This is a genomic window from Acinetobacter sp. NIPH 284, assembly GCF_000369425.1.
Lineage (GTDB): Bacteria > Pseudomonadota > Gammaproteobacteria > Pseudomonadales > Moraxellaceae > Acinetobacter.
Genome location: NZ_KB850011.1, coordinates 1,663,688 through 1,685,889 on the forward strand (window position 1 = coordinate 1,663,688; position 22,202 = coordinate 1,685,889).

Genomic DNA, 22,202 nt, shown 5'->3' on the forward strand with positions numbered 1-22,202 from the left:
CTGAAAGGGGATAAGACGGTGACTTTTCAAGTCTCAAAATTATCACAAAAAGATTTTGTGATAATACAAATTACTGATACTCATTTATTGGAGTATCCGCATTTAGAGTTTGTCGGGATGCACCCTGAACAAAGCTTTCATGCAGTAATTGACTTGATGCGCCAACAACATCCGCAGATCGATATGATTGTGCATACTGGAGATTTAGCACAAAACCCAACAACTGTGACTTATGATCGCTATCTTAAGCATATGCAGAGTATAGGTATTCCCTTTTTTCAGACGCCCGGCAATCATGATGATGTATCTCACTTCCCTTTTCATGGAGCAGATCCGCATCAACCTACTGTCGTAGAAATTGGCGATTGGTGCATTATTTTACTCAATAGTGCACAGCCAACAAGAATTGATGGCAAAATTGCAGAGGCTGGCCTTGAACAATTAACAGAATTATTAAAAAAACATCATGATCGTCATATTATGATTGCCTGCCATCACCATCCTTTTGCGATGGAATCTGCTTGGATTGATCAACATAAACTAAAGAACTCATCTGATTTACTCGAAAGGATTCAACCTTTTTCAAATATCAAAGCCATTATCTGTGGTCATGTCCACCAAGATTCTATTAACACATGGCAAGATATTCAATTTTTATCAACGCCATCAACCTGCATACAATTCAAACCTAAAAGTGATAAGTTCGCACTCGATGAAGAACATCCGGGTTACCGCTTTATTAAACTCAAAGCAAACGGAGAAATCGAAACTCAGGTCTATCGTTTATCAACTTCACAGCGAATGAATAGCTCTGAAGTCTTGGGATATGACTAAACTTTTGATTACAAATTACATTCTCGTTTTCTCACAAAATCTGGACGGGAATGACTACCATCTTGCTGAAAAACTCTATATGATGTCGACCCTTGATGGGAAAAACCATCTTAGGTTTCTATAAAAACACTTGCATATCACCATATTTTTTGCGTATAGATAGTACGTGTAAGATGAGGAATGCCCTATATGGCGAATGACAACCAAAATCAAGTCTTGGACGAACAAACAGAAGTGATCGACGATCAAAAATCGGCTGTGAAACGCGTACGTAAAACCAAACCAAAAGCTTCAGAAGGTGGTACAACTGCCAGCTTATTTGGAATTGCACCTTATCAGCCGAAGAAAAATGAAGAATATATGTCTGAAGGACAGCTTGAGCATTTCCGCCAAATTTTAAATGCATGGAAAGCTGAGTTAATGTCTGAAGTTGATCGTACATTAAACACAATGCAAGATGAGTCAACTGCGCTTCCTGACGTCAACGACAGGGCAACGCAAGAAGAAGAATTTGCGATTGAATTACGTACACGTGACCGTGAGCGCAAACTCATTCGTAAAATCGAACAATCACTTGAAACAATTCAAAACGAAGATTACGGTTTCTGTGAAACCTGTGGTATCGAAATTGGCTTACGCCGTTTAGAAGCACGTCCAACAGCGACTTTATGTATCGATTGCAAGACTTTGGCTGAAATCAAAGAAAAGCAAAATAACGGTTAATAATCCCTCCCAACCTCCCTTTGAAAAGGGAGGAATACTACGAATTGAAAGATTTATGATATTCGAGTATTTCCCCTCCTTTATAGGAGGGACTGGAGAAGGATTGAAATACACAACCATAAAATCTTTATGCCTTATATCGGACGATTTGCCCCCTCTCCAACTGGCCCATTGCATTTTGGCTCCCTACTCACCGCAGTCGCAAGTTACTGTGATGCCAAAGCCAACCACGGCAAATGGCTAGTTCGAATTGAAGATACCGATATTCCTCGTATCTATCCCAATAGTGAAAACCATATCCGATCTTGTATTGATGCCTTTCAATTTGAACCCGATGCAGAAATTATTTGCCAAAAAGATCGTTTAGAGATTTATGAACAAGTTCTTGAGCAGTTAAAACACTTAGATGCGATCTATGCCTGTCAATGTACCCGTAAAATACTGGGTTCAAATCATATTTACGCTGGTACTTGCCGCGATTTACATCTGGATTTCAATGATCAATCTATTCGCTTGAAAGTTGCCGATCAATTGATTTGTTTTGAGGATCGCTTACAAGGTCAGCAATCTGCCAACTTAAAACATGATTTAGGTGATTTCGTACTCAAACGCCGTGACGGCATTATGAGCTATCAATTGGCTGTGGTCGTAGATGACTATTTACAAGGTATTACGCATGTGGTTCGCGGCGCAGACCTTTTAGACAATACCGTCAGACAAATTTGGTTAGGCTCTTTACTGAATTATCCATCTCTCAACTATATGCACCTCCCCCTTGCCATGAATCATCAAGGGCAAAAACTGTCTAAACAAAATTTGGCTCAAGCACTGGATATCAGCAAAGCATCAAACCTCTTACAGCAAGCCATTTTAGCTTTAGGGCAACCTTTGGTTGAACTTGACCAGCCACGCATCATGCTTCAACAAGCTGTTCAACAATGGGACATCAAGGTAATTCCTAGAGGTATCCATCTCACAGGTACTTTCTTATGAGCCATAAAAAAGCCCTACTTAAAGTAGAGCTTTTTATTTTCGATACGATTAGAAGTTTGATTCTTCTTTAACTGGATTAAGTTCTTGCGTTGATGCATCAATTTTCAGAATTAAACTAATCATTGCAGCACACATCATTAAAGATGTACCGCCATAACTAATGAATGGCAAAGTCAAACCTTTAGTCGGCATTAAGCCCATATTCATGCCAGCATTTACCAAAATTTGCATCAGAAAAATAATGCTAATGCCATATGCTAAATAGCCTGCGCGTAAGTAGTTATGTTGCAGAGCACGATGTCCTATTCGAATACAGCACGCTAACATCGTAAAGGACAATACCATCACCAAGGTGACGCCAACAAAGCCAAATTCTTCGCCAAGAACCGCCAACATAAAGTCTGTATGCGCCTCTGGAAGATAGGAAAGCTTTTGTACGCTGTGTCCTAAACCCGTTCCAATCCATTCTCCACGTCCAAATGCCATCAACGCATTTGATAACTGATAACCGACACCTAATGGGTCAGCCCAAGGATTCGTAAAGGAAATTAAACGCTGGAAACGGAATGGTTCAAATAAAATAAGTGCCGTAATCCCTGCAAGGATTGCTCCTAACATAATTAGGAATTGTGTTGCTGGTGCACCTGCCAAGAAAAACACACCCACCATCATGAGGACAATAACAACCGTTGCACCGAGATCGGGCTCTGCAACAATAAATCCAACTGTCAAAGCCATGACGCCACTTAGTCGCAATAAGCCTTTCCAATGCGTTCGAACTTCTTTAGCACGGCGAACAACATAGTCAGCGGTAAAAATTGCCATCACAATCTTGGCAATTTCCGTCGGTTGTAAAGTAAAACCACCGAGCTTAATCCAACGATGTGAACCGTTTACTTCCGAACCAACGACCAACACCGCCAATAGTAGTACCATCGTCACAAGCCATAATGGAAAAGCATTTTTAAACCATAAGTTCAAGGAAACTCTATAGGTTAAGAATGCCACCACAGCAGCAACAACAATCGAAATTCCATGACGAATTAAGAAATAAAAAGGATTCTCATGAATATATTCGGCATATGGCATCGATGCGGATGCCACCATGACCGAACCGAAACACAGCAAAGAAATGACGCAAAAAATGAGAATATTACGTGCTGTCATTTCCGCAGGAAGCTTGGGCAACCGACTCAATAATTGTGAAATCTTTTGTACCGTATTTTGGGCTAAATCAGCCATAGATCAGTTCCTAATTTTTATTTTCATTCAGGGCATTTACACATGCCACGAATTGATGTCCACGATCATTATAGCTTTTAAACATATCAAAGCTTGCACAAGCTGGTGATAGTAAAACGACATCTTCAGCCTGAGTATATTTCTGTGCGAGAGCTACAGCTTCCGATAAACTCGTTGCGTGTTGGATTACGGTGGTACCTTGAATAGCTTGTTCAATCACAGCTGCATCTTCACCAATCAGAATCGCTGATTTTACGTATTTTTGAATCGCATCTCGTAATGGTTTGAAATCCTGACCTTTACCTTGACCTCCTAGAATTAATGCTAGTTTGCCATGTTTCACTTCGATAGCAGCGCCTAAACCATCAATTGCAGCAAGGGTTGCACCTACATTGGTTCCTTTAGAATCATTATAGTAACGCACCCCAGAAACTGTTTTCACATATTCACAGCGATGCTCTAAACCTTTAAAGTGCTTGAGTGTTTCCAACATGGATTCAGTATCTAAACCAATCGCTTCACCCAGCGCCAAACATGCGAGTGCATTAGCAACATTGTGCATACCTTGAATATACATATCAGAGGTTTTCATCAAACGTGCCCTGCCACGCGCTAACCACATCGTGCCATCAGCATCACGAAGCACGCCATATTGATTTAAATCAGGTGCATTCAAACCAAAACTTTGCATTGGTGTAACATCAGGTACAAGCGGACGACTCAAATTGTCATCGCGGTTATACACCACTTTTTTCACGCCTTGGAAGATTCGATGTTTGGCCTTGTGATAACCGAGCATATCACCATGACGATCTAAATGATCTTCACTCATATTCAAAACAACTGCGACTTCTGCATTTAAATTTGAGGTTGTTTCTAACTGAAAACTAGATAACTCTAAAACAATTAACTCTGGCTTATCTTTGAGCAAATCTAATGCAGGACGTCCTAAATTCCCGCCTACAGCGACTTTTCGACCAGCTTCTTGTGCCATTAACCCAATCAGCGTCGTTACTGTGCTTTTTGCATTTGATCCTGTAATTGCAACAATTGGAACTTCAGTAGCACGACGTAGTATTTGAATATCACCAACAACAGGAATACCTTGTTCAATTGCTTGTTGAATTTCTGGCAATTGCGGCGCAAGTCCTGGACTAAGAATAATTTCTTCTGCTTGTAATAAAAGTTCTGTATCCAACTTTCCAAAACTGGTACGAACACCGGTAGGAATTTGATCATGCCCTGGCGGTGTTTCCCGAGAATCCGTTACTGCAACTTGGTAGCCTTGTTCATGTAGGAAGTTGACTGCTGACACTCCCGAAATCCCTAAGCCAGCTACAACTTTTAATCCACCACGTTGTATTAACATTTTTGCCCCATTTTTTTGCAGATTACAGAATGGCAAAAATGTTAGCACTTTACTGTTTTAAATGCTTTTTCAGTTTTCATTTTATTCAGGTTTTTTTGTGTCAGTGCGTAAAAGTGAATCTATATCTTGTATAGGGAATTGTTCACATTCAAAAGATGTTTGTGATATGAGCCGTATAGCGCAAAATTTTTAGATAAAAATACGTTTCGCGAGATTTATTCATTCTGAATGAAGAAAGATAACGCAGTGACAACAACAATCGTTCTCTGTAGGGCTTTGACTAAAATGCTCACCATTCCCAATTAATTAGGAATAAAATAAGAAAATACCAATAAAATGATCGCAACATACATTATCCCATCAATTTTCTTGGCTGTGGCATTTCGTAGCTGAAAATGAATAATCTCAGGTCTTAACCATAAATACATAAAACAGAGATTAGAACCTAAGCAAGATAAAATTGCTTTTAAATGATGAGTTTCCGACCAATTCAGAATAGCAAAAATATTCAGCAACACGATGAAACCAAACAAAATTAACTTATGTCTAAGGCTCAATACTTTTATTTCTATATTTTCTAGTTGATTCATTCTGTGACTCTTTATTTTAGTTCTTTGATTATTAAAAAATTGCCCATACCCTAGGATATGAGCAATCATTATCTTTTAACGCCATTTGATCGCTTGAATGGTTTCCTGTTTCTTGGGTTCATTGTTATCATCGACAGCACAGCCGCAACCTCCGCCACAGCCCACCACAATTTTAGGTTTTAACCATGTTGCCAAACGGTACCAACCAAATCGCTGACATAGATTTGACAAAATAAGCGACAAGGAACTTGCGGTTTTAGGGAATACTTTCTTAAAAACGACAAAAGCACTCCATAACACTAATACAGCAACAATCGAATACTCAAACATAAGCGACTCCTTTTAGCCCCAAATGCGTGATGCAATTTGGTAGGTGAAAAAAGACATTAGATAAGCCAAGCCAAACAAATACGTTGCCATGATTGCAACATATTTCCATGAACCCGTCTCACGGCGTACCGTTGCTAAGGTTGCCAAACAATGTGGCGCATAAATAAACCAAACCAATAAAGATAAACCTGTAGCCAATGACCAACCTGTACCATCCATACTGATTAAATGTGATAAACCTTGTGCCACTGCATCATCATCAGCACCAGATAAAGCGTAGACCGTACCCAATGCTGCAACGACTACTTCACGTGCTGCCATCGCTGGAATCAATGCAATACAAATCTGCCAATTGAAACCAATTGGGGCAAAAATTGGTTGTATCAAGTGACCTAACATTCCTGCAAAGCTATAATCAATTGCAGGCTGTGTCGCACCATCTGGTGCTTGTGGGAAAGTACATAGGAACCAAAGTAAAATCGAAAGAGCGAAAATAATTCCACCCACACGTTTTAAGAAGATTTTGGCGCGATCTAATAATCCAATCCCAACACTTTTTAAATCAGGAATACGATAATTTGGTAACTCAAGTAATAATGCATGTTGTGATTTATCTTTTTGTAGAAATTTCATCACAATCGAAACACACAATGCACTAACAATACCCGACATATATAAGCCAAAGAGTACCAAACCTTGCAGGTTGAAAATTCCCCATACCATTTGATTTGGAATAAATGCTGCAATCAATAAGGCATAGACGGGTAATCGTGCTGAACAAGTCATTAATGGTGCAACCATAATCGTGGTAAAACGATCACGCGGATCACTAATACTACGTGTTGCCATAATACCCGGCACTGCACACGCAAAGCTTGAAAGTAACGGAATAAACGCACGACCACTGAGGCCTGCTTTAAACATTAATTTGTCGAGCAAAAAAGCTGCGCGTGGTAAATACCCAGACTCTTCCAACACTAAAATAAAGAAGAACAGAATCAAAATTTGGGGCAAGAACACAACAACGCCACCTGCACCCGCAATAATCCCGTCAACGACTAAACTATGGAGCAAAGGCTGCGAAATATAGGTACCAAGTGTCGTACCTAACCATCCGAAAAGGCTTTCAATCCCATCCATAAATGGAGCTGCCCAAGCAAATACAGCTTGGAACACAATAAACATCATCACAGCAAGGCTTAATAAGCCCAATACAGGATGCAAAAATATTTTGTCGAGAAAATCGGTTCGCTTATCTTCCTGATCAACAAAGTTCACCACATCTTTAAAAATAACTTGGATCTTTTGATGATGCTCACCCGTTAAACCACTGAGTTCGGTATGGGGCACTGTATATTTTTGTTGATCTAATGCGTGCAGTAAGTTCTCAATACCTGAGTTACGCACAGCGACTGTCTCAACCACGGGAACGCCCAATCGTTCTGATAATTTTTGAGTATTGATTTGAATTCCACGGCGACGTGCTTCATCCATCATGTTTAACACAACAAGGATCGGACGCCCTAACTCAATAATTTCTAGCACTAATCCGAGATGAAGCTTTAAATTAGTCGCATCAACAACACATAAAAATGCATCTTGCTGCCCTTCTTCAGCAATTTTACCTTCACACACATCACGCGTGATTTCTTCATCAGGGCTTGTTGCTTGCAAACTATATGTTCCAGGCAAATCAAGTACTCGAACATTTCGACCTGAAGGCAACTGAAAATGTCCAACCTTACGCTCTACTGTGACCCCTGCATAATTGGCAACTTTCTGGCGTGTTCCAGTTAAGTGATTGAATAAAGAAGTCTTACCACAGTTTGGATTTCCCACAAGGGCAACACGTAACGCATCACTCATGCAGGTGCTCCTTCAAATTGGATTTCAATTTTATCGGCTTCAGTTTTACGTAATGCAAAACGAGTAAAACCAATTTGGATTAGAATCGGATCGCCACCAAAAATACCTTTGGTAATCACCTGTACTTGTGTACCAGGCACAAAGCCTAAACTCTCTAAACGAATAGCCACAAGGTCTGGCTGTTCGGCATCATCGACTAAGCGATTCACTTTAGTAATCATCGCCGTTTGCTTGACTTTTAATGCTGACAATCGCACCGCTTCTAACCCTAAACTCTTTTCTCCAAGAGTATACAGACAAATGAGAATAATTACCAAAAACAATCTCAATGGCATTCGCTTCTGTGACAGATCGACAACAATTCATTTTTCTTTTACAGTGCAGTTGAATGAAGGACTTTTCTGATTATGTTAAATAAAAAACCTCGTATTCCAACTGCAGTCACAATTCCAGAACATCTCAGTTTTTTACACGGTTTTCGTGATTATTTAGTGGCGCAAACCGTGAGTCCACATACACGTAATGCCTATCTATCAGATCTTATTCAATGTGCTGAGTTACATCCAAATGTGACATTAACGCAATGGTCCAGTGATGATATTGCTGATGTATTAATTGCACTCACTAAAGCAGGCAAAAGCCCACGCTCCATTGCACGCTGCTTGTCTGCTTTACGTCAATTTTATAAATTTCTAAGAGAACAGAAACTAAGAGATGATAATCCCGTGGCAAACCATCGTTCTCCTAAAATTGGACGTGCTTTACCTAAAGATTTATCAGAACAAGATGTAGAAGCATTAATCAATGCACCCGATGTCAATACGGCGCTTGGTCTCCGTGACCGAGCAATGTTTGAAGTGTTATATGCCTGTGGCTTACGTGTATCAGAACTACTTAATTTACGTTTGGAATTGATTAATCTCAAACAGGGTTTTCTTCGTATTACAGGTAAAGGCAATAAAGAACGCCTCGTCCCTCTCGGACAACACGCTTGTGAGTGGATCGAAAAATATCTCGCCGAATCACGACCTCAGCTCTATAAAAGTAGTACGGATTATTTATTTTTGACGCAACATGGCGGCATCATGAGTCGGCAAAATTTTTGGTATGCGATTAAACGTTATGCACTACAAGCGAATATTCTCGCTGAACTATCCCCACATACCTTACGACACGCGTTTGCAACACATTTACTCAATCATGGTGCTGATTTACGTGTTGTGCAAATGTTACTTGGCCATAGTGATTTATCAACTACTCAAATTTACACGCATGTTGCTCAGCATCGGATGCAAGAACTACATAACAAATACCATCCAAGAGGATAAAACTACCTTTTATCAATCAACATGATTTCATTCACATGGCATCAGCAAGATTTAACGAACTCAATTTAAATTTTTGGTATGCTTGGGCAAGCTTATAAATACAGTATGAAAGGTTGTTTATGTTGTTTACTCGGTCTCAGTTGTTCATTGCATGTGCATTAACCTCAACACTTTTGATCAGCGCTTGTTCAAAAGAAAATTCAGCACAAAAGCCTGATGCTCTGACGGCGAGTGCACCAGCCACGGGTGAAGCATCAACTTTAAATGAACGTAATGCACAACAACGTCTGGTTTCTACTTTAGAAAAACATTTTAAAACCGCCAATATTAATGCCAAAATTCTTGCAATTAAAAAAACCGAGGTTCCAAATTTATTTTGGGTGAGCCTAGAAGGCATGGGATCAGTTTATGCGACCAGTGATGGGCAATATATCATTCAAGGTGATGTCATTCGTCTTGGTGAAAAACAATTAAAAAATGTGAGTGAAGCTTTACAAGCGACTGAAAATAAAAAGCACTTAGCAGCACTCAAAACAGAAGACCTTATCGTTTACCCAGCACAAGGGGGTAAAGCGAAACACGTCATTTATGTATTCACTGATTCAAGCTGTCCTTATTGTCACAAACTACATGAACATCTTGCCGAAATTAATGCGAAAGGCATTGAAGTCCGTTACATCGCATGGCCACGTGGAGAGCAATTTATGCCAACCATGCAAGCGATTTGGTGTAGTCAAGATCGTAAAGCTGCATTCGATCAAGCTGCGCAAGGCTTACCAGTTGCATCAGCAGAATGTAAAAATCCAGTTCGTGATCAATATCAATTAGGCTTAAATATGGGCGTGAATGGCACACCTGCAATTTATAATGTTGAAGGTGTGTATTTAGGTGGATACATGACTCCAGATGAAATCATTAAACGCCTAGAAAAATAAAACATTCTCTACACCACCTCACCACGACTCGGGCGACAGATTAAAGATGATCTTAGCCCTAGTGTCTGCGCACTTTTTTAGCTATGATCAAGCTTCATTAAAATGATTGAATAAAATGGAGTGTGACGTGAAACCAGTTCGTCTGGCGATACTCGGTCTTGGTACTGTAGGTGGTGGAGCCCTTAAATTATTACAAGAAAATGCTGCTGAAATTAAACGCCGTACCGGTCGCGAAATTCAAATTACACATGTAGGCACACGCCGTCCACGTCCAGATTTACAACTCGAAGGGATCAAACAAAGTGATGATCTCATGGACATCGTACGTCAACCTGATGTTGATGTCGTAGTCGAAGTGATGGGCGGTATTCATCCTGCCTATGAAGTTATCATGGAAGCCATCAAACATGGCAAGCAAGTTGTTACTGCCAATAAAGCATTACTTGCAGAACATGGTAATGAGTTGTTTAAAGCAGCTGAAGATAATGCTGTTCAAATCGCTTATGAAGCAGCGGTTGCTGGTGGTATTCCAATTATTAAAGTCATTCGTGAAGGTCTAGCTGCAAACCATATTCAATGGCTTGCAGGTATCATTAATGGTACAGGTAACTTCATTCTGACTGAAATGCGCGAAAAAGGCCGTGCATTTGATGATGTGCTCAAAGAAGCTCAAGAACTCGGTTATGCTGAAGCAGATCCAACTTTTGATGTAGAAGGCATTGATGCTGCGCACAAACTCACCATTTTGGCTTCTTGTGCATTTGGTATTCCATTACAGTTTGATAAGGTCTACACAGAAGGCATTAGCAAAATTACCGCACAAGATGTGAAATATGCTGAAGAACTTGGCTTCCGCATCAAACATTTGGGTATTGCACGTCGTGCAAGTAATGGTATTGAGTTACGTGTTCATCCTACACTGATTCCAGCAGAACAACTGATTGCCAATGTGAACGGTGTTAAAAATGCGGTATTGGTACAAGCACATGCTGTAGGTCCAACGCTTTACTATGGTGCTGGTGCTGGTGCTGGTCCAACGGCTTCTGCAGTTGTCGCTGATGTGATTGATATCGTACGTGATATTTCTTATACCGAAGATGGTGCAGGAACGATTCCACAATTGGCATTTGAAGCACTAACGAACATGCCTATCCTGAGTCGTGAAGAAATGACGACTGGATACTACATCCGTTTAAATGCTGAAGACCAAACGGGCGTACTCGCTGATATAACCACCATCCTTAGCCGTGCTGGTATCAGCATCGATGCGATCATGCAGCAATCTCGCTTGAAAGATTTGATTCCTATCGTGATTTTGACAGACCCAATTGTTGAATCAAAAATGGATGAAGCACTTGCTCAAATTCAAGCATTACCAGCTATTCGTGGCGAAATCGTAAGAATTCGTTTAGAATCGCTCGATAGTTAATCAGGTTGAGGGAAAATGCATTCCCTCTCCCAGCTCTACCTCATATTGGAACACCATCATGTCGAATGCCAATCGTTATACTGGTCTTGTAGATCGTTATCGTGACCGTTTACCTGTGTCTGCAACTACACGTGCAATTTCTCTAGGTGAAGGAAATACTCCTCTTATTAAACTTGAGAATATTCCACGTATTATTGGCAAAAACGTTGAAATCTATGTGAAGTACGAAGGTCTTAACCCAACAGGTTCATTTAAAGACCGTGGTATGACGATGGCTGTAACAAAAGCTGTTGAAGAAGGTTCAAAAGCGATTATCTGTGCATCCACTGGAAATACTTCTGCTGCAGCAGCAGCATATGCAGCGCGTGCAGGAATTAAAGCCTTTGTTTTGATTCCTGAAGGCAAAATTGCAATGGGTAAAATGGCTCAAGCAATGATGTACGGTGCAATCACCATGCAAATCCGCGGTAACTTCGATGACGGTATGCGCCTCGTAAAAGAAGTAGCAGATCAAGCGCCTGTGACTATCGTAAACTCAATCAACCCTTACCGTTTGCAAGGTCAAAAAACGATTGCTTATGAAATTGTAGAAGCATTAGGCCGTGCACCTGACTACCACTGCTTACCAGTTGGTAATGCAGGTAATATCACGGCTCACTGGATGGGTTATACCGAAGCAGTTGCAAATCAACCTGCTGATCAATTTGAATCCGTTATCTATGATGCTGCAACAGATCAATTCACAGGCCCTAAACCTGAAGGCTTACCAACGATGGTTGGTTATCAAGCTTCTGGTGCAGCGCCATTCTTACGTGGCGCTCCAGTGGAAAGTCCTGAAACCGTTGCAACGGCTATTCGTATTGGTAATCCACAAAGCTGGAATCATGCAAAAGCAGTTGTACGTGATTCGAAAGGTTGGTTTGATGAACTTCAAGATAGCGAAATTCTTGAAGCTCAACGCTTACTTTCTATGTATGAAGGTGTTTTCGTAGAGCCAGCTTCTGCTGCTTCTATCGGTGGTGCTATTCGTGACATCAAAGCAGGTAAAATTGCTGAAGGTTCTGTGATCGTATGTACTGTGACAGGTAACGGTTTGAAAGATCCAGATACAGCAATCAAACAATGTGCGGATGCTGTGATGTTATCCATCGATGCAACGATGAATCAAGTTAAAGATTCTATTCTTTCAAATATGTAAGAATAAATTTTTAGTAATAAAAAACCAGTTGCAAGCAACTGGTTTTTTATTAACTAGAACATGATTTTATTCTTCATATTCATAATCTTCATCATAGCTGTATTGTTTTGCTAAGTCTTTTTCAATTTTTTGAATTTCTTCTAGATTAATTTCTTTAATTTCAAACAAAGGTTGCTTCAATAGCGAATTCACAGCATACAATGCTTCATCTTGCCAAGCATCAATGACAAGAGTTTGTTTTGCTTCATCATAACTTAAACCAGATTGTGTACTAATCATTGCTTGCAATAAAATCGGTTGGGCTGAAAGTTCATCCAAGCTGCCTTTTATTTCAATTGCTGAATAATCATAATCAGCAAAAATATGCTCAACTTTAGATTTAAAAGCATCTAAACTTTCTGAATATATTAAACCCGCAAAGCATTCATCATGCTCCTCCACCCATTGTTGTTTTTTTACAGACCATAAACTATAAAACTTGACTTCATTTTCGAATTCAACCAATTGGAATTTTTGCATTCCAGCAAGCTGAATAAATTCAAAGGTATCATCGTCACTTAAACTTGCAGGTAATACATCGTCAGAAATATCCCCTTCTTCGCAAATATGTTCACCACAACGTGAATATACGAAGTCATCTAATTGCTGCAATAATGCTTCATCAGCATCAAAAAGGGATTCAACTTCATATAATGCAAAATCACGCGCTCCATCTATCTCAAGTTTTTTATAAGCTAATTCAGCCTGTTGCTTATTATCAAAAACATTCGCAATACGATTGCCAGCTACGTAGAAAACTTCATCGTTATAACCAAAATACTTCTCACGAATCACATAAGTCGCCATCTTATTTCCCCAATTTTAGCTTTTTTGACATGAAAATAATTATTAATGTCTGAAATGCTAATCTAACAAAAAGTGCTCAAAATAGAAGTGATAAAGCATTTTTTACGTCATAAAATGTCGTTACGTTATATAAAAAAGCTCCTCATATGAGGAGCTTTACGTTCGTAAGCAATTAAATTCTTTTCGGTAAAGTACTCAGCCAAGTTAATAAGTTGGTTGCATCATTGGTACGTGCTTGAGAAGTTGAAGCCCCCAATAGTACGACTACAGCAGGACGTGAATTAACAGTTGCATGCATGACCACACAGCGCCCAGCCTCACCGATATATCCTGTTTTAGATAGATTAATATTCCAACCACCATTACGCACTAAGGCATTGGTATTATTTGACTTAAGCACACGATAACCTAAATTAAAATCATAAGTTGGCGTGGTAGAAAATTGACGAATCAAGCCATATTGAGAAGCAGCACTCACCAAAATACCAAGATCACGTGCGGAAGAAACGTTATGAGGATCTAAACCTGTTGATTCTGCATAACGGGTTGAGGTCATTCCTAATTGTTTTGCTTTTGCATTCATTGCAGCAATAAATGCTGAACGTCCGCTTGGGTAAGTTCTCGCTAATGCTGCCGCAGCAGGATTTTCTGATTTCATCAAAGCGAATAACAAAAGTTCCGCTCGATTCATGGTATCGCCTACTTTCAAGGTCGAACTTGAATTCTTTCCACCTGCACCCGCAAAGTCAATTTGCTGTAGCGTAATTTCTTCCGACATATTCAGCCGTGCATCTGCGGTAATCACAGCCGTCATCAATTTGGTAATTGAGGCAATCGGTACCGACATATTACTGTTTTTACTAAACAGTACTTCGCCCGTTTGTGCATCCATCACCAAGGCTGCACGTGCATTTACAGCGGGTTGGCTACTGAAATGAGAGGTATCTCGAATCTGTATGCTTTTTTGTGGCGTTGCAGATGAACTAATACTTGCAGAACCACCACTTCGTAAAGTGGTTGTAACCGAAGTTGAACCTTGCGGGCTGATCTCTAATGAATCATCATCTTGCATCAATTGGCTTGCATCACTTGCAGACCAATTTAACGAAGCTGAAGAACTATTCGCACTTGTAGAGGCTGGATTGTTGTTTACAACCAGCTCAGCATAACTTGTTGAACTAAGCGCCAACAAAATAGACATGCTCAAGGCATGCATGATAGATTTTTTAGAATTTTTCACGACACAATACTCAACTCGGGACGCTGCACATTTGCGCTTAATAACATTATGCCTTACATTTGAACAAATCGGGTAAAGCTTTTATAGACACAATTGTGTACAACTATTCTCTAAACATGGAGAATAGGATTGCTAATTTTGTCGTTTGATTGCAAGCTCATTTTTCTTTATGTAACAAAAAAATCGTTTTTTTGAAAAAAGGAGGTCTTCTTGATCACTGTTCTCGTTGTTGATGATCATGAACTCGTACGTACAGGCATTTGTCGTATGTTGGAAGACCACCCAGATGTAGAAGTCATTGGACAAGCTGAATCTGGAGAAGAAGCGATTGCTTTAGTTCGATTAAAGCATCCTCAGGTTGTACTATTAGATGTCAATATGCCAGGAATTGGTGGCGTAGAAACAACACGTCGCCTTTTACAAACAGCACCTGAGACTAAAGTGATTGCTGTCAGTGGTTTAGCGGAAGAACCTTATCCATCGTTGTTATTAAAAGCAGGGGCAAAAGGCTATATCACAAAAGGCGCGCCTATTTCAGAAATGGTACGTGCAATCAATAAAGTGATGCAAGGTGGTAAATATTTCAGTGCAGATATTGCTGAACAGCTTGCGAGCTCTTATCTTTCAGATACGCAACAATCCCCTTTTGACGCACTTTCTGAACGTGAAATGCAAGTCGCAATGATGGTGGTAAATTGTATTAGTGCTCAAGAAATCGCTGATAAATTATTTGTTAGCGTTAAAACTGTAAATACTTATCGCTATCGAATTTTCGAAAAACTAGCAATTGATAGTGATGTAAAATTAACCCATCTCGCCATCCGTTATGGACTCATTAAACCTTAATCATATTAAGTGATCGCTTATGTTGGGAAAAATTGCGTCATCAGTGTCCCAAACCGTTTATCGGCTCGGAATTTGGTATAGTGGATACAGACTGATTATTTCAATCAGTCTGATTCTTATTTACTTACTTACCGCAGAGCAACTTGCTACCAATTATGATTATCCATTTTTATATTTCTACACACTAATTTGTTATATTGCCATCAACATTTTCCAGCTTTTTTTACTTAAGCTGGTTCCATTACAAATCAGTAAACAGCTTATTTTTATTTTTATTGTAGACGTGATCTGCTTAAGTGTGATTACCTTTTCGGCAGGCGGTCCAAACTTACAATTAAGCTTATTGTATGTCATCATTATTTTTTCCTCAGCAATCCTCTTGAATGCTCATCTTTCACTGATTGTGACCCTTTTTGCCGTTATTATGGTGGTTTACCAGCGTTTCCTTGGCAATTTTTTTGATTACAGTAATTTAAATAACTTAGGTAATAGCGCATTACTTGCTTTCTTATTTTTTGTAGTACACGCGATTGGTCGTATTGCCGTTCAACGCTTTAAGATTTTAGAAACACTCACTTTTCATCAGTCGATTGAGATTCACCAGCTGCAAAATATTAACCGCTATATTTTGGAACAAATCGAAGATGGCTACTTAGTTTTAGATACCAGTAACCATATTGTACTGAGTAACCCAGCCGCTAATACCTTATTGGGGATTCATATTCCTGTTTCTCCTGAAAAAACACCATTACTCAAATGGCAACCGGACTTATTCGAATTAATTAAATTTAGTGACTTAGAAGATGGTGAAGAATTTAGTTTTGAATCACAACAAAGTCCTTACACAATTAATGTCCGTGTTAAACACCTAATCGTCCCTGAACAATCATTAATTTTACTTATCTTGAAAGATGCACAAAAACTCACGCAGCAAGTTCAACAATTAAAACTCGCCGCGCTCGGTCAACTCTCTGCAAGTATTGCACATGAAATTCGCAACCCCTTAGCAGCAATTGTGCAGGCCAATGAATTATTTAAAGAAAGTGACAGTCATCAACAAGAAATGCTCTGTCGTATGATTAGCAAACAAGCTAGACGTATTGATAATATTGTGCAAGATACATTAGGCATGGCGCGCAACAAACCAACAGAGCCACAAGTCATTCAATTGGCTGATTTTTTTGAGAGCCTATTGAATGAAGATCTAGTCGATGCGAAACATATGATTAAACTCAATCTGCCCGAACGCACTAGTATCCTGTTTGATGAAAAGCAGTTAAGGCAGGTCATGATCAACCTGATTCGTAATGCTTTGCGGCATAATGCCGCAGATGCCGAACATATTGAGGTGCAGGTACATTTAAAAGAGGGCCGAACTTGTATTGATGTCATTGATTTTGGTACAGGTGTGGCAAAACGAGATATTTCTCAGCTATTCAAACCATTTTTTAGTACCGAAATTAAAGGAACTGGTTTAGGATTGTACCTGTCTCACACCTTTTGTGAGGCAAATCATGCAAAGCTCACTTACGTAGAGCGACAACAAGGAGCATGTTTCAGGATTGAATGCTCAAAAATTCATTGATTAGATTAGGTTTTTCGGGGAAATGGCAACTAAACAACCGCTCGTCTTACTCGTAGACGATGAAGAAGACTTATGTCTCTTAATGCAAATGACGCTCGCACGAATGGGCATTAAAACTCATCTTGCCTATCGCGTAGAGCAAGCAAAAAAATTCTTTACCGAGTTTCAGTACGATGCTTGTTTAACAGATTTGAATCTCCCAGATGGCAATGGTCTGGACTTGGTTAAACATGTCACACAAAACTATCCCAACACACCGATTGCAGTATTAACAGCGTATGGCAATATGGATATTGCAATTGCTGCATTAAAAGCAGGTGCTTTTGATTTTGTCAGTAAACCTGTCAATCAAACTCATTTAGATCAATTGATTCAAAAAGCATTGAATCGACCACAGCCTGAACAAGAAGCTGCTGAAAGCGCATTAGAAAATAAACTTCTCATTGGTCGATCTACGCCCATTCAGCAATTACGGATTGCTTTAAAGAAAATTGCTCGATCTCAAGCCCCTGTCTTTATTACCGGTGAATCAGGGACAGGAAAAGAAGTTGTTGCCAATTTAGTTCATCGTCTGAGTAACCGTAGTGAAGGACCTTTTATTGCGATCAACTGTGGTGCTATTCCAACAGAGTTAATGGAAAGTGAACTATTTGGTCATAAAAAGGGCAGCTTTACAGGCGCAACCCAAGACAAACAAGGTTTAATTCTTTCCGCACATGGGGGTAGTTTATTCTTAGATGAGATCGCTGAATTACCTTTAAGTATGCAGGTAAAACTGCTTCGTGCTGTACAAGAAAAGAAAATTCGACCTGTCGGCTCCGATCAAGAAATTGATGTTGATTTCCGTGTCATCAGTGCAAGTCATCAAGATCTTGAATTACTAGTGCAACAAGGTCGTTTCAGACAAGATTTATTCTTCCGTATTCACGTCATGGATATTGTATTACCTCCTTTACGTGAACGTGGGCAAGATATTTTGTTATTGGCGAATCACTTTATTCAAAAAATTAGCCAAGAATGGGAAGTCTCTGTCAAAACCCTTTCTTCTCGTGCTGAACAATTCTTATTGCAACAATATTTTCCAGGTAATGTACGCGAGCTTCGAAATATTATTGAACGTGCAATTACGCTCAGTGATGATGAAACAATTGATCTTGCTCATCTACAAACTGCACCATTACGTAGTCCAATTCCGACACCAAGTATTTCATTTTCCTCACAAGAAGAAACTGATCATACAACAGCCACTGCAAGCCCAATGATGGGCTCTAAAAAACTACCGCCAGAAGGTTTGGAACGCTATTTAGAAAATATTGAGAAAGAGATTCTTCTCAATGCACTGAATTTAACCCATTGGAACCGAACGTTAGCAGCTAAGAAATTAGGAATGACTTTCCGTTCTTTACGTTATCGTTTGAAAAAATTTGGTTTAGATACAGAAGATGATGAATAGTCTTAAAAATAAAGCCCCTAAATAGGGGCTTTATTTTTAATTAAATTTTACTTTTTAGAACCAAATCTGTGACGTGTTCCAAATAACCATCTTCTTTCATTTCAGGTAACAACGGATAACTTTGATTCGGTTGAATCCCTTGACCTTCAATCATATTCCCATTGGGCGTGTAATAATGTGAGACCGTCATTTGCAATGCTGCACCACTCGGTAATGGAAATAATTTCTGTACCACACCTTTTCCATAGCTATTTTCACCTACAACCCACGCACGTTTATGTTCTTTTAATGCTGCGGTGAATACTTCAGCTGCCGAGGCTGAACGATGGTTAATTAAGATACCTAATTTTATATTTTGAAATTCATTTGAAGGTAAAGCCTGAAATTGTTGATCTCCTTCTGAACGACTCTTTGTCGTCACAATTAAACCTTGATTCAAGAATAAATCTGTTGATTCAACAGCAGCCGACAATAAACCTCCTGGATTATTACGCAGGTCAAGAACGACAGCCTTGAGTTTAGTTGTACTATATTCTTCGATTAAACGTTTAATTTCATTCGCTGTATCTTGTTGAAACACTCTAATTTTAAGTACCAGCACCTGATTATGTAGTAAAACAGGTTCAATATCTGTCTCGACCTTTTTATTTCGAACCAAAATCACCGTACTATTATTATTTTCTGGTTGTATTTGTACGGTACTGCCTATCGAGCCATAAAGCAGACCTTGCACTTGATCCTGATTTAAATTTTTTAATTCTTGATTATCGACTTTGAGTATGGCTTGTCCATTACGCAAACCCAACTTACTAGAATCAGACCCTGATTTTAGGTCTTGAATTTGCCATAAACGATTATGAGCATCGTAATTTAAATTAAAATCAACAGAAGCCAGATCACCTTCAGTGTATTGAATAAGCTGGCGGTATTCTTCGGCGGATAAATAACGAGAATAACGATCTAAACCGCTCACTAACCCTTTGATTGCTTGCTGAAAAAGTGCATCGTCTGTTTTTTTATCAACGTAGTTATCTTTCACAATCCCATAAATCTGTACAAATTGCTGAATAGATTCAAGTGGCACTTCAGCATTTCGACTTGTAGTCTCTTCCCCCCATCCTGAGGCATGTGTAATAGGTGCAGATAACGTATGTGATCCCCAACACATCAACAAACTCGCAAAGAACCCTCGATAAATGTTGTTGTGTTGGGTCATAAGTTCACCTTATTTTAAAGTAATTAAATTCTTGCCTTGCATGTCGGAAGGTACAGGAATATTCATCAAATGAAGTAATGTTGGTGCAACATCAGCCAATACACCACCCTCTGCAATCGTTGCTTGAGTTGGGCCCACATAAATAAATGGCACCAATTCAGTGGTATGTTGTGTATGAACTTGTCCACTGTCATAGTCTTGCATTTGCTCTACATTACCATGATCCGCTGTAATTAACATATGACCTTTGTTTGCCATTACTGCTTCATAGACACGACCTAAACACGTATCAACAGTTTCAACCGCTTTCACTGCTGCATCAAATACACCAGTATGTCCGACCATATCACCATTGGCATAATTGACAACCAGAAGGTCAAACTCGCCCGAATTAATAGCATTTACTAACTCATCAGTGACTTCATAAGCACTCATTTCTGGTTTTAGATCATAGGTTGCGACATTCGGAGAAGGAATCAAAATACGCTTCTCTCCCAGATATTCATCTTCACGACCACCGCTGAAGAAGAATGTCACATGTGCATATTTCTCTGTTTCAGCAATACGCAATTGGGTTTTGCCCAAACCTGATAAATATTCACCGATGGAATTTTTAAGCTCTTCTGGCATGTATGCAACTGGCGCATCAATACTTGCCTGATAGCGTGTTAGCATCACAAATTTAGATAAACTTGGAGCGACTTTACGCGTAAACCCAGTAAAATCTTTCTCAACAAAGGCACGGGTGATTTCACGCGCACGATCAGCACGGAAGTTCATGAAAACCACACTATCGCCATCTTGGATTTTGGCAATTTCACCAATACGTGTTGCTTGAACAAACTCATCATTTTCTTCTGCTGCATAGGCTTGCTCTAAACCTTCTACAGCTGAGTTTACAACACGGACTGCCTCGCCTTCTGTCATTAAACGATAAGCGAGTTCAACACGATTCCAGCGGTTATCACGATCCATTGCAAAATAACGACCAATCATCGAAACGATACGACCTTGATTTGGATACTGAGCAAATAAAGCATCGAATTTTTCTAATGAAGGTTTTGCGCTACGTGGAGGGGTATCACGACCATCAAGGAAAGCGTGTAGATATACTGTTGCGCCACGTTTTAATGCCAGCTCACACATCGCCATAATATGATCTTCATGCGAATGCACTCCACCTTGTGACAACAACCCCATGACATGAACGGCGCCATTCGCTGCTTTGGCTTTTTCAACTGCATCCACTAACACTTCATGCTCAAAAAAAGCACCTGTCCGAATATCTTTAGTAATCCGTGTAAAGTCCTGATATAAAACACGACCTGCACCTAAGTTCATATGACCTACTTCAGAGTTACCCATTTGTCCATCAGGTAGGCCTACATCTTCGCCAGAACCTGAAATCAAACTATTTGGATGCTTTGCTTTCATCGCAGTCAGATTTGGTGTTTTTGCTGCTAAATATGCATTATCCTCAACTGCTTCACGATGTCCTACACCATCCATAATTACAAGAACGTGAGGAATTTTGCCAGCATTTGCATCCGTCATAATGGACTCTCTGTTTGTCTATCATTTGATCGGCGTATTTTACCCAAATTTACTGTAATTCTCTATGGCGTTACTGATGGCTTTCATCAATCAAAAGCATCGGGAATCATCTTTATATTCAAGTTTGGGGCTGATCTTGATTCATTATTTTATTGAGCATCTGCGTGATGACGTGTTGGGTATAACTATGTGCCTGAGGCAAACTCACCCCTTTTGGACCTGCGACATTTAAAGTAGTAATATTATTCTGATGACAAAATAAATAGATCCGCTCTGCTGCTCGCTCGATCGAAACCTCATTTCCATCAATCAGCAAATATGCTTTGGACTGCTTGATACATTCTAATAAGGTAAGCTCTGTACCACCTTTGGGATAAATATAATCGAAATAGATAATGACTGTTGCATCACTATCTCGAACATTCTGCTTAGTCCGCTTTCGATAGCCACTCTCTGCTAAAATAATTAAGGGATACTTGTCTGGAATTCTTCCATCTTCAGCCATCCGATCCTCGGGACACCAACCACCACACGGTACCCCTAAAATCTAATGCGGCATCTAAAGCAGTTCTATCAACCCCAGTTTGTCCACCAGATATAATTTTAATGTGCATAGAAATCTAAT

22 protein-coding genes are annotated in these 22,202 nt (G+C 39.6%); 10 read left to right on the plus strand and 12 right to left on the minus strand.

Translation table 11 applies throughout. The features are described 5' to 3' along the window. The first annotated feature begins 18 nt into the window (after nt 1-18). From cpdA to gluQRS, 3 genes are all read left to right on the plus strand, one after another. The gene (cpdA, locus tag F908_RS13780; RefSeq protein WP_005163117.1) at nt 19-834 is read left to right on the plus strand and encodes a 3',5'-cyclic-AMP phosphodiesterase; all 816 of its coding nucleotides are present in this window, start codon (nt 19-21) and stop codon (nt 832-834) included. Between the two features lie 189 nt (nt 835-1,023). Next, nucleotides 1,024-1,557, plus strand: coding sequence for an RNA polymerase-binding protein DksA (gene dksA, locus F908_RS13785; RefSeq protein WP_005163120.1), 534 nt, complete (start codon nt 1,024-1,026; stop codon nt 1,555-1,557). 129 nt (nt 1,558-1,686) lie between these two features. Beyond that, a complete protein-coding gene (gene gluQRS / locus F908_RS13790) occupies nt 1,687-2,550 on the plus strand; it encodes a tRNA glutamyl-Q(34) synthetase GluQRS (protein ID WP_005163123.1) in 864 nt (287 codons plus the stop codon). 48 nt (nt 2,551-2,598) lie between these two features. On the opposite strand, the gene ftsW is transcribed toward gluQRS, so the two are convergent. The 6 genes from ftsW to F908_RS13820 all read right to left on the minus strand — a co-directional run bounded on the left by ftsW (nt 2,599) and on the right by F908_RS13820 (nt 8,204). Then, on the minus strand, nt 2,599-3,792 hold the full coding sequence (gene ftsW, locus F908_RS13795; RefSeq protein ID WP_005163125.1) for a putative lipid II flippase FtsW: 1,194 nt from the start codon (nt 3,790-3,792) through the stop codon (nt 2,599-2,601). A 10-nt stretch (nt 3,793-3,802) separates the two neighbouring features. Continuing rightward, nucleotides 3,803-5,161, minus strand: a complete 1,359-nt coding sequence (gene murD, locus F908_RS13800; protein WP_005163127.1) for a UDP-N-acetylmuramoyl-L-alanine--D-glutamate ligase — start codon at nt 5,159-5,161, stop codon at nt 3,803-3,805. 302 nt (nt 5,162-5,463) lie between these two features. Then, complete coding sequence (locus F908_RS13805; RefSeq protein WP_005163129.1) at nt 5,464-5,751, minus strand: hypothetical protein; 288 nt, start codon at nt 5,749-5,751, stop codon at nt 5,464-5,466. Between the two features lie 75 nt (nt 5,752-5,826). After that, on the minus strand, nt 5,827-6,081 hold the full coding sequence (locus F908_RS13810; protein ID WP_005163132.1) for a DUF6587 family protein: 255 nt from the start codon (nt 6,079-6,081) through the stop codon (nt 5,827-5,829). 12 nt (nt 6,082-6,093) lie between these two features. Continuing rightward, nucleotides 6,094-7,947: a ferrous iron transporter B gene (gene feoB / locus F908_RS13815; RefSeq protein ID WP_005163135.1), complete on the minus strand. Its 1,854-nt coding sequence runs from the start codon at nt 7,945-7,947 to the stop codon at nt 6,094-6,096. After that, nucleotides 7,944-8,204 carry a FeoA family protein gene (locus tag F908_RS13820; RefSeq protein ID WP_034602880.1) on the minus strand — a complete coding sequence of 87 codons (261 nt, stop codon included), beginning with the start codon at nt 8,202-8,204 and terminating at the stop codon, nt 7,944-7,946. The genes feoB and F908_RS13820 overlap by 4 nt, the downstream gene beginning before the upstream one ends. 150 nt (nt 8,205-8,354) lie before the next feature. Here F908_RS13820 and xerD point away from each other — a divergent pair, with 150 nt between their 5' ends. The 4 genes from xerD (at nt 8,355) to thrC (ending at nt 12,837) form a co-directional block, all read left to right on the plus strand. Next, the gene (xerD, locus tag F908_RS13825) at nt 8,355-9,275 is read left to right on the plus strand and encodes a site-specific tyrosine recombinase XerD (protein WP_005163144.1); all 921 of its coding nucleotides are present in this window, start codon (nt 8,355-8,357) and stop codon (nt 9,273-9,275) included. A 119-nt stretch (nt 9,276-9,394) separates the two neighbouring features. Continuing rightward, nucleotides 9,395-10,210 (plus strand): DsbC family protein, encoded by an 816-nt coding sequence (locus F908_RS13830; protein ID WP_005163146.1) that lies wholly within the window; start codon nt 9,395-9,397, stop codon nt 10,208-10,210. Between the two features lie 127 nt (nt 10,211-10,337). After that, a complete protein-coding gene (locus F908_RS13835) occupies nt 10,338-11,639 on the plus strand; it encodes a homoserine dehydrogenase (protein WP_005163149.1) in 1,302 nt (433 codons plus the stop codon). Between the two features lie 58 nt (nt 11,640-11,697). Then, nucleotides 11,698-12,837, plus strand: a complete 1,140-nt coding sequence (thrC, locus tag F908_RS13840) for a threonine synthase (RefSeq protein WP_005163151.1) — start codon at nt 11,698-11,700, stop codon at nt 12,835-12,837. 66 nt (nt 12,838-12,903) lie between these two features. On the opposite strand, the gene F908_RS13845 is transcribed toward thrC, so the two are convergent. After that, on the minus strand, nt 12,904-13,683 hold the full coding sequence (locus F908_RS13845; protein WP_005163153.1) for a hypothetical protein: 780 nt from the start codon (nt 13,681-13,683) through the stop codon (nt 12,904-12,906). A gap of 172 nt (nt 13,684-13,855) precedes the next feature. Next, nucleotides 13,856-14,923 carry a D-alanyl-D-alanine endopeptidase PBP7/8 gene (gene pbpG, locus F908_RS13850; protein ID WP_143225221.1) on the minus strand — a complete coding sequence of 356 codons (1,068 nt, stop codon included), beginning with the start codon at nt 14,921-14,923 and terminating at the stop codon, nt 13,856-13,858. Between the two features lie 210 nt (nt 14,924-15,133). On the opposite strand from pbpG, the gene F908_RS13855 reads away from it, so the two are divergent. The 3 genes from F908_RS13855 to F908_RS13865 are packed head-to-tail and all read left to right on the plus strand — an operon-like array spanning nt 15,134 to nt 18,807. Then, nucleotides 15,134-15,769, plus strand: coding sequence for a response regulator transcription factor GacA (locus F908_RS13855; protein ID WP_005163158.1), 636 nt, complete (start codon nt 15,134-15,136; stop codon nt 15,767-15,769). Nucleotides 15,770-15,788: 19 nt separating this feature from the next. Next, nucleotides 15,789-17,354: a sensor histidine kinase gene (locus tag F908_RS13860; RefSeq protein ID WP_005163160.1), complete on the plus strand. Its 1,566-nt coding sequence runs from the start codon at nt 15,789-15,791 to the stop codon at nt 17,352-17,354. A gap of 22 nt (nt 17,355-17,376) precedes the next feature. Then, nucleotides 17,377-18,807 (plus strand): sigma-54-dependent transcriptional regulator, encoded by a 1,431-nt coding sequence (locus tag F908_RS13865; RefSeq protein WP_005163161.1) that lies wholly within the window; start codon nt 17,377-17,379, stop codon nt 18,805-18,807. A 40-nt stretch (nt 18,808-18,847) separates the two neighbouring features. On the opposite strand, the gene F908_RS13870 is transcribed toward F908_RS13865, so the two are convergent. From F908_RS13870 to F908_RS16415, 4 genes are all read right to left on the minus strand, one after another. Further along, on the minus strand, nt 18,848-20,023 hold the full coding sequence (locus F908_RS13870; RefSeq protein WP_005163163.1) for a S41 family peptidase: 1,176 nt from the start codon (nt 20,021-20,023) through the stop codon (nt 18,848-18,850). A gap of 9 nt (nt 20,024-20,032) precedes the next feature. Continuing rightward, nucleotides 20,033-21,577 (minus strand): 2,3-bisphosphoglycerate-independent phosphoglycerate mutase, encoded by a 1,545-nt coding sequence (gene gpmI / locus F908_RS13875; protein ID WP_005163165.1) that lies wholly within the window; start codon nt 21,575-21,577, stop codon nt 20,033-20,035. A 118-nt stretch (nt 21,578-21,695) separates the two neighbouring features. Further along, nucleotides 21,696-22,082: a YpsA SLOG family protein gene (locus F908_RS13880; protein WP_005163166.1), complete on the minus strand. Its 387-nt coding sequence runs from the start codon at nt 22,080-22,082 to the stop codon at nt 21,696-21,698. Further along, entirely contained in the window at nt 22,075-22,191 is a 117-nt protein-coding gene (locus F908_RS16415) for a YpsA SLOG family protein (RefSeq protein WP_265596597.1), read from the minus strand. The genes F908_RS13880 and F908_RS16415 overlap by 8 nt, the downstream gene beginning before the upstream one ends. Nucleotides 22,192-22,202: the final 11 nt, after the last annotated feature.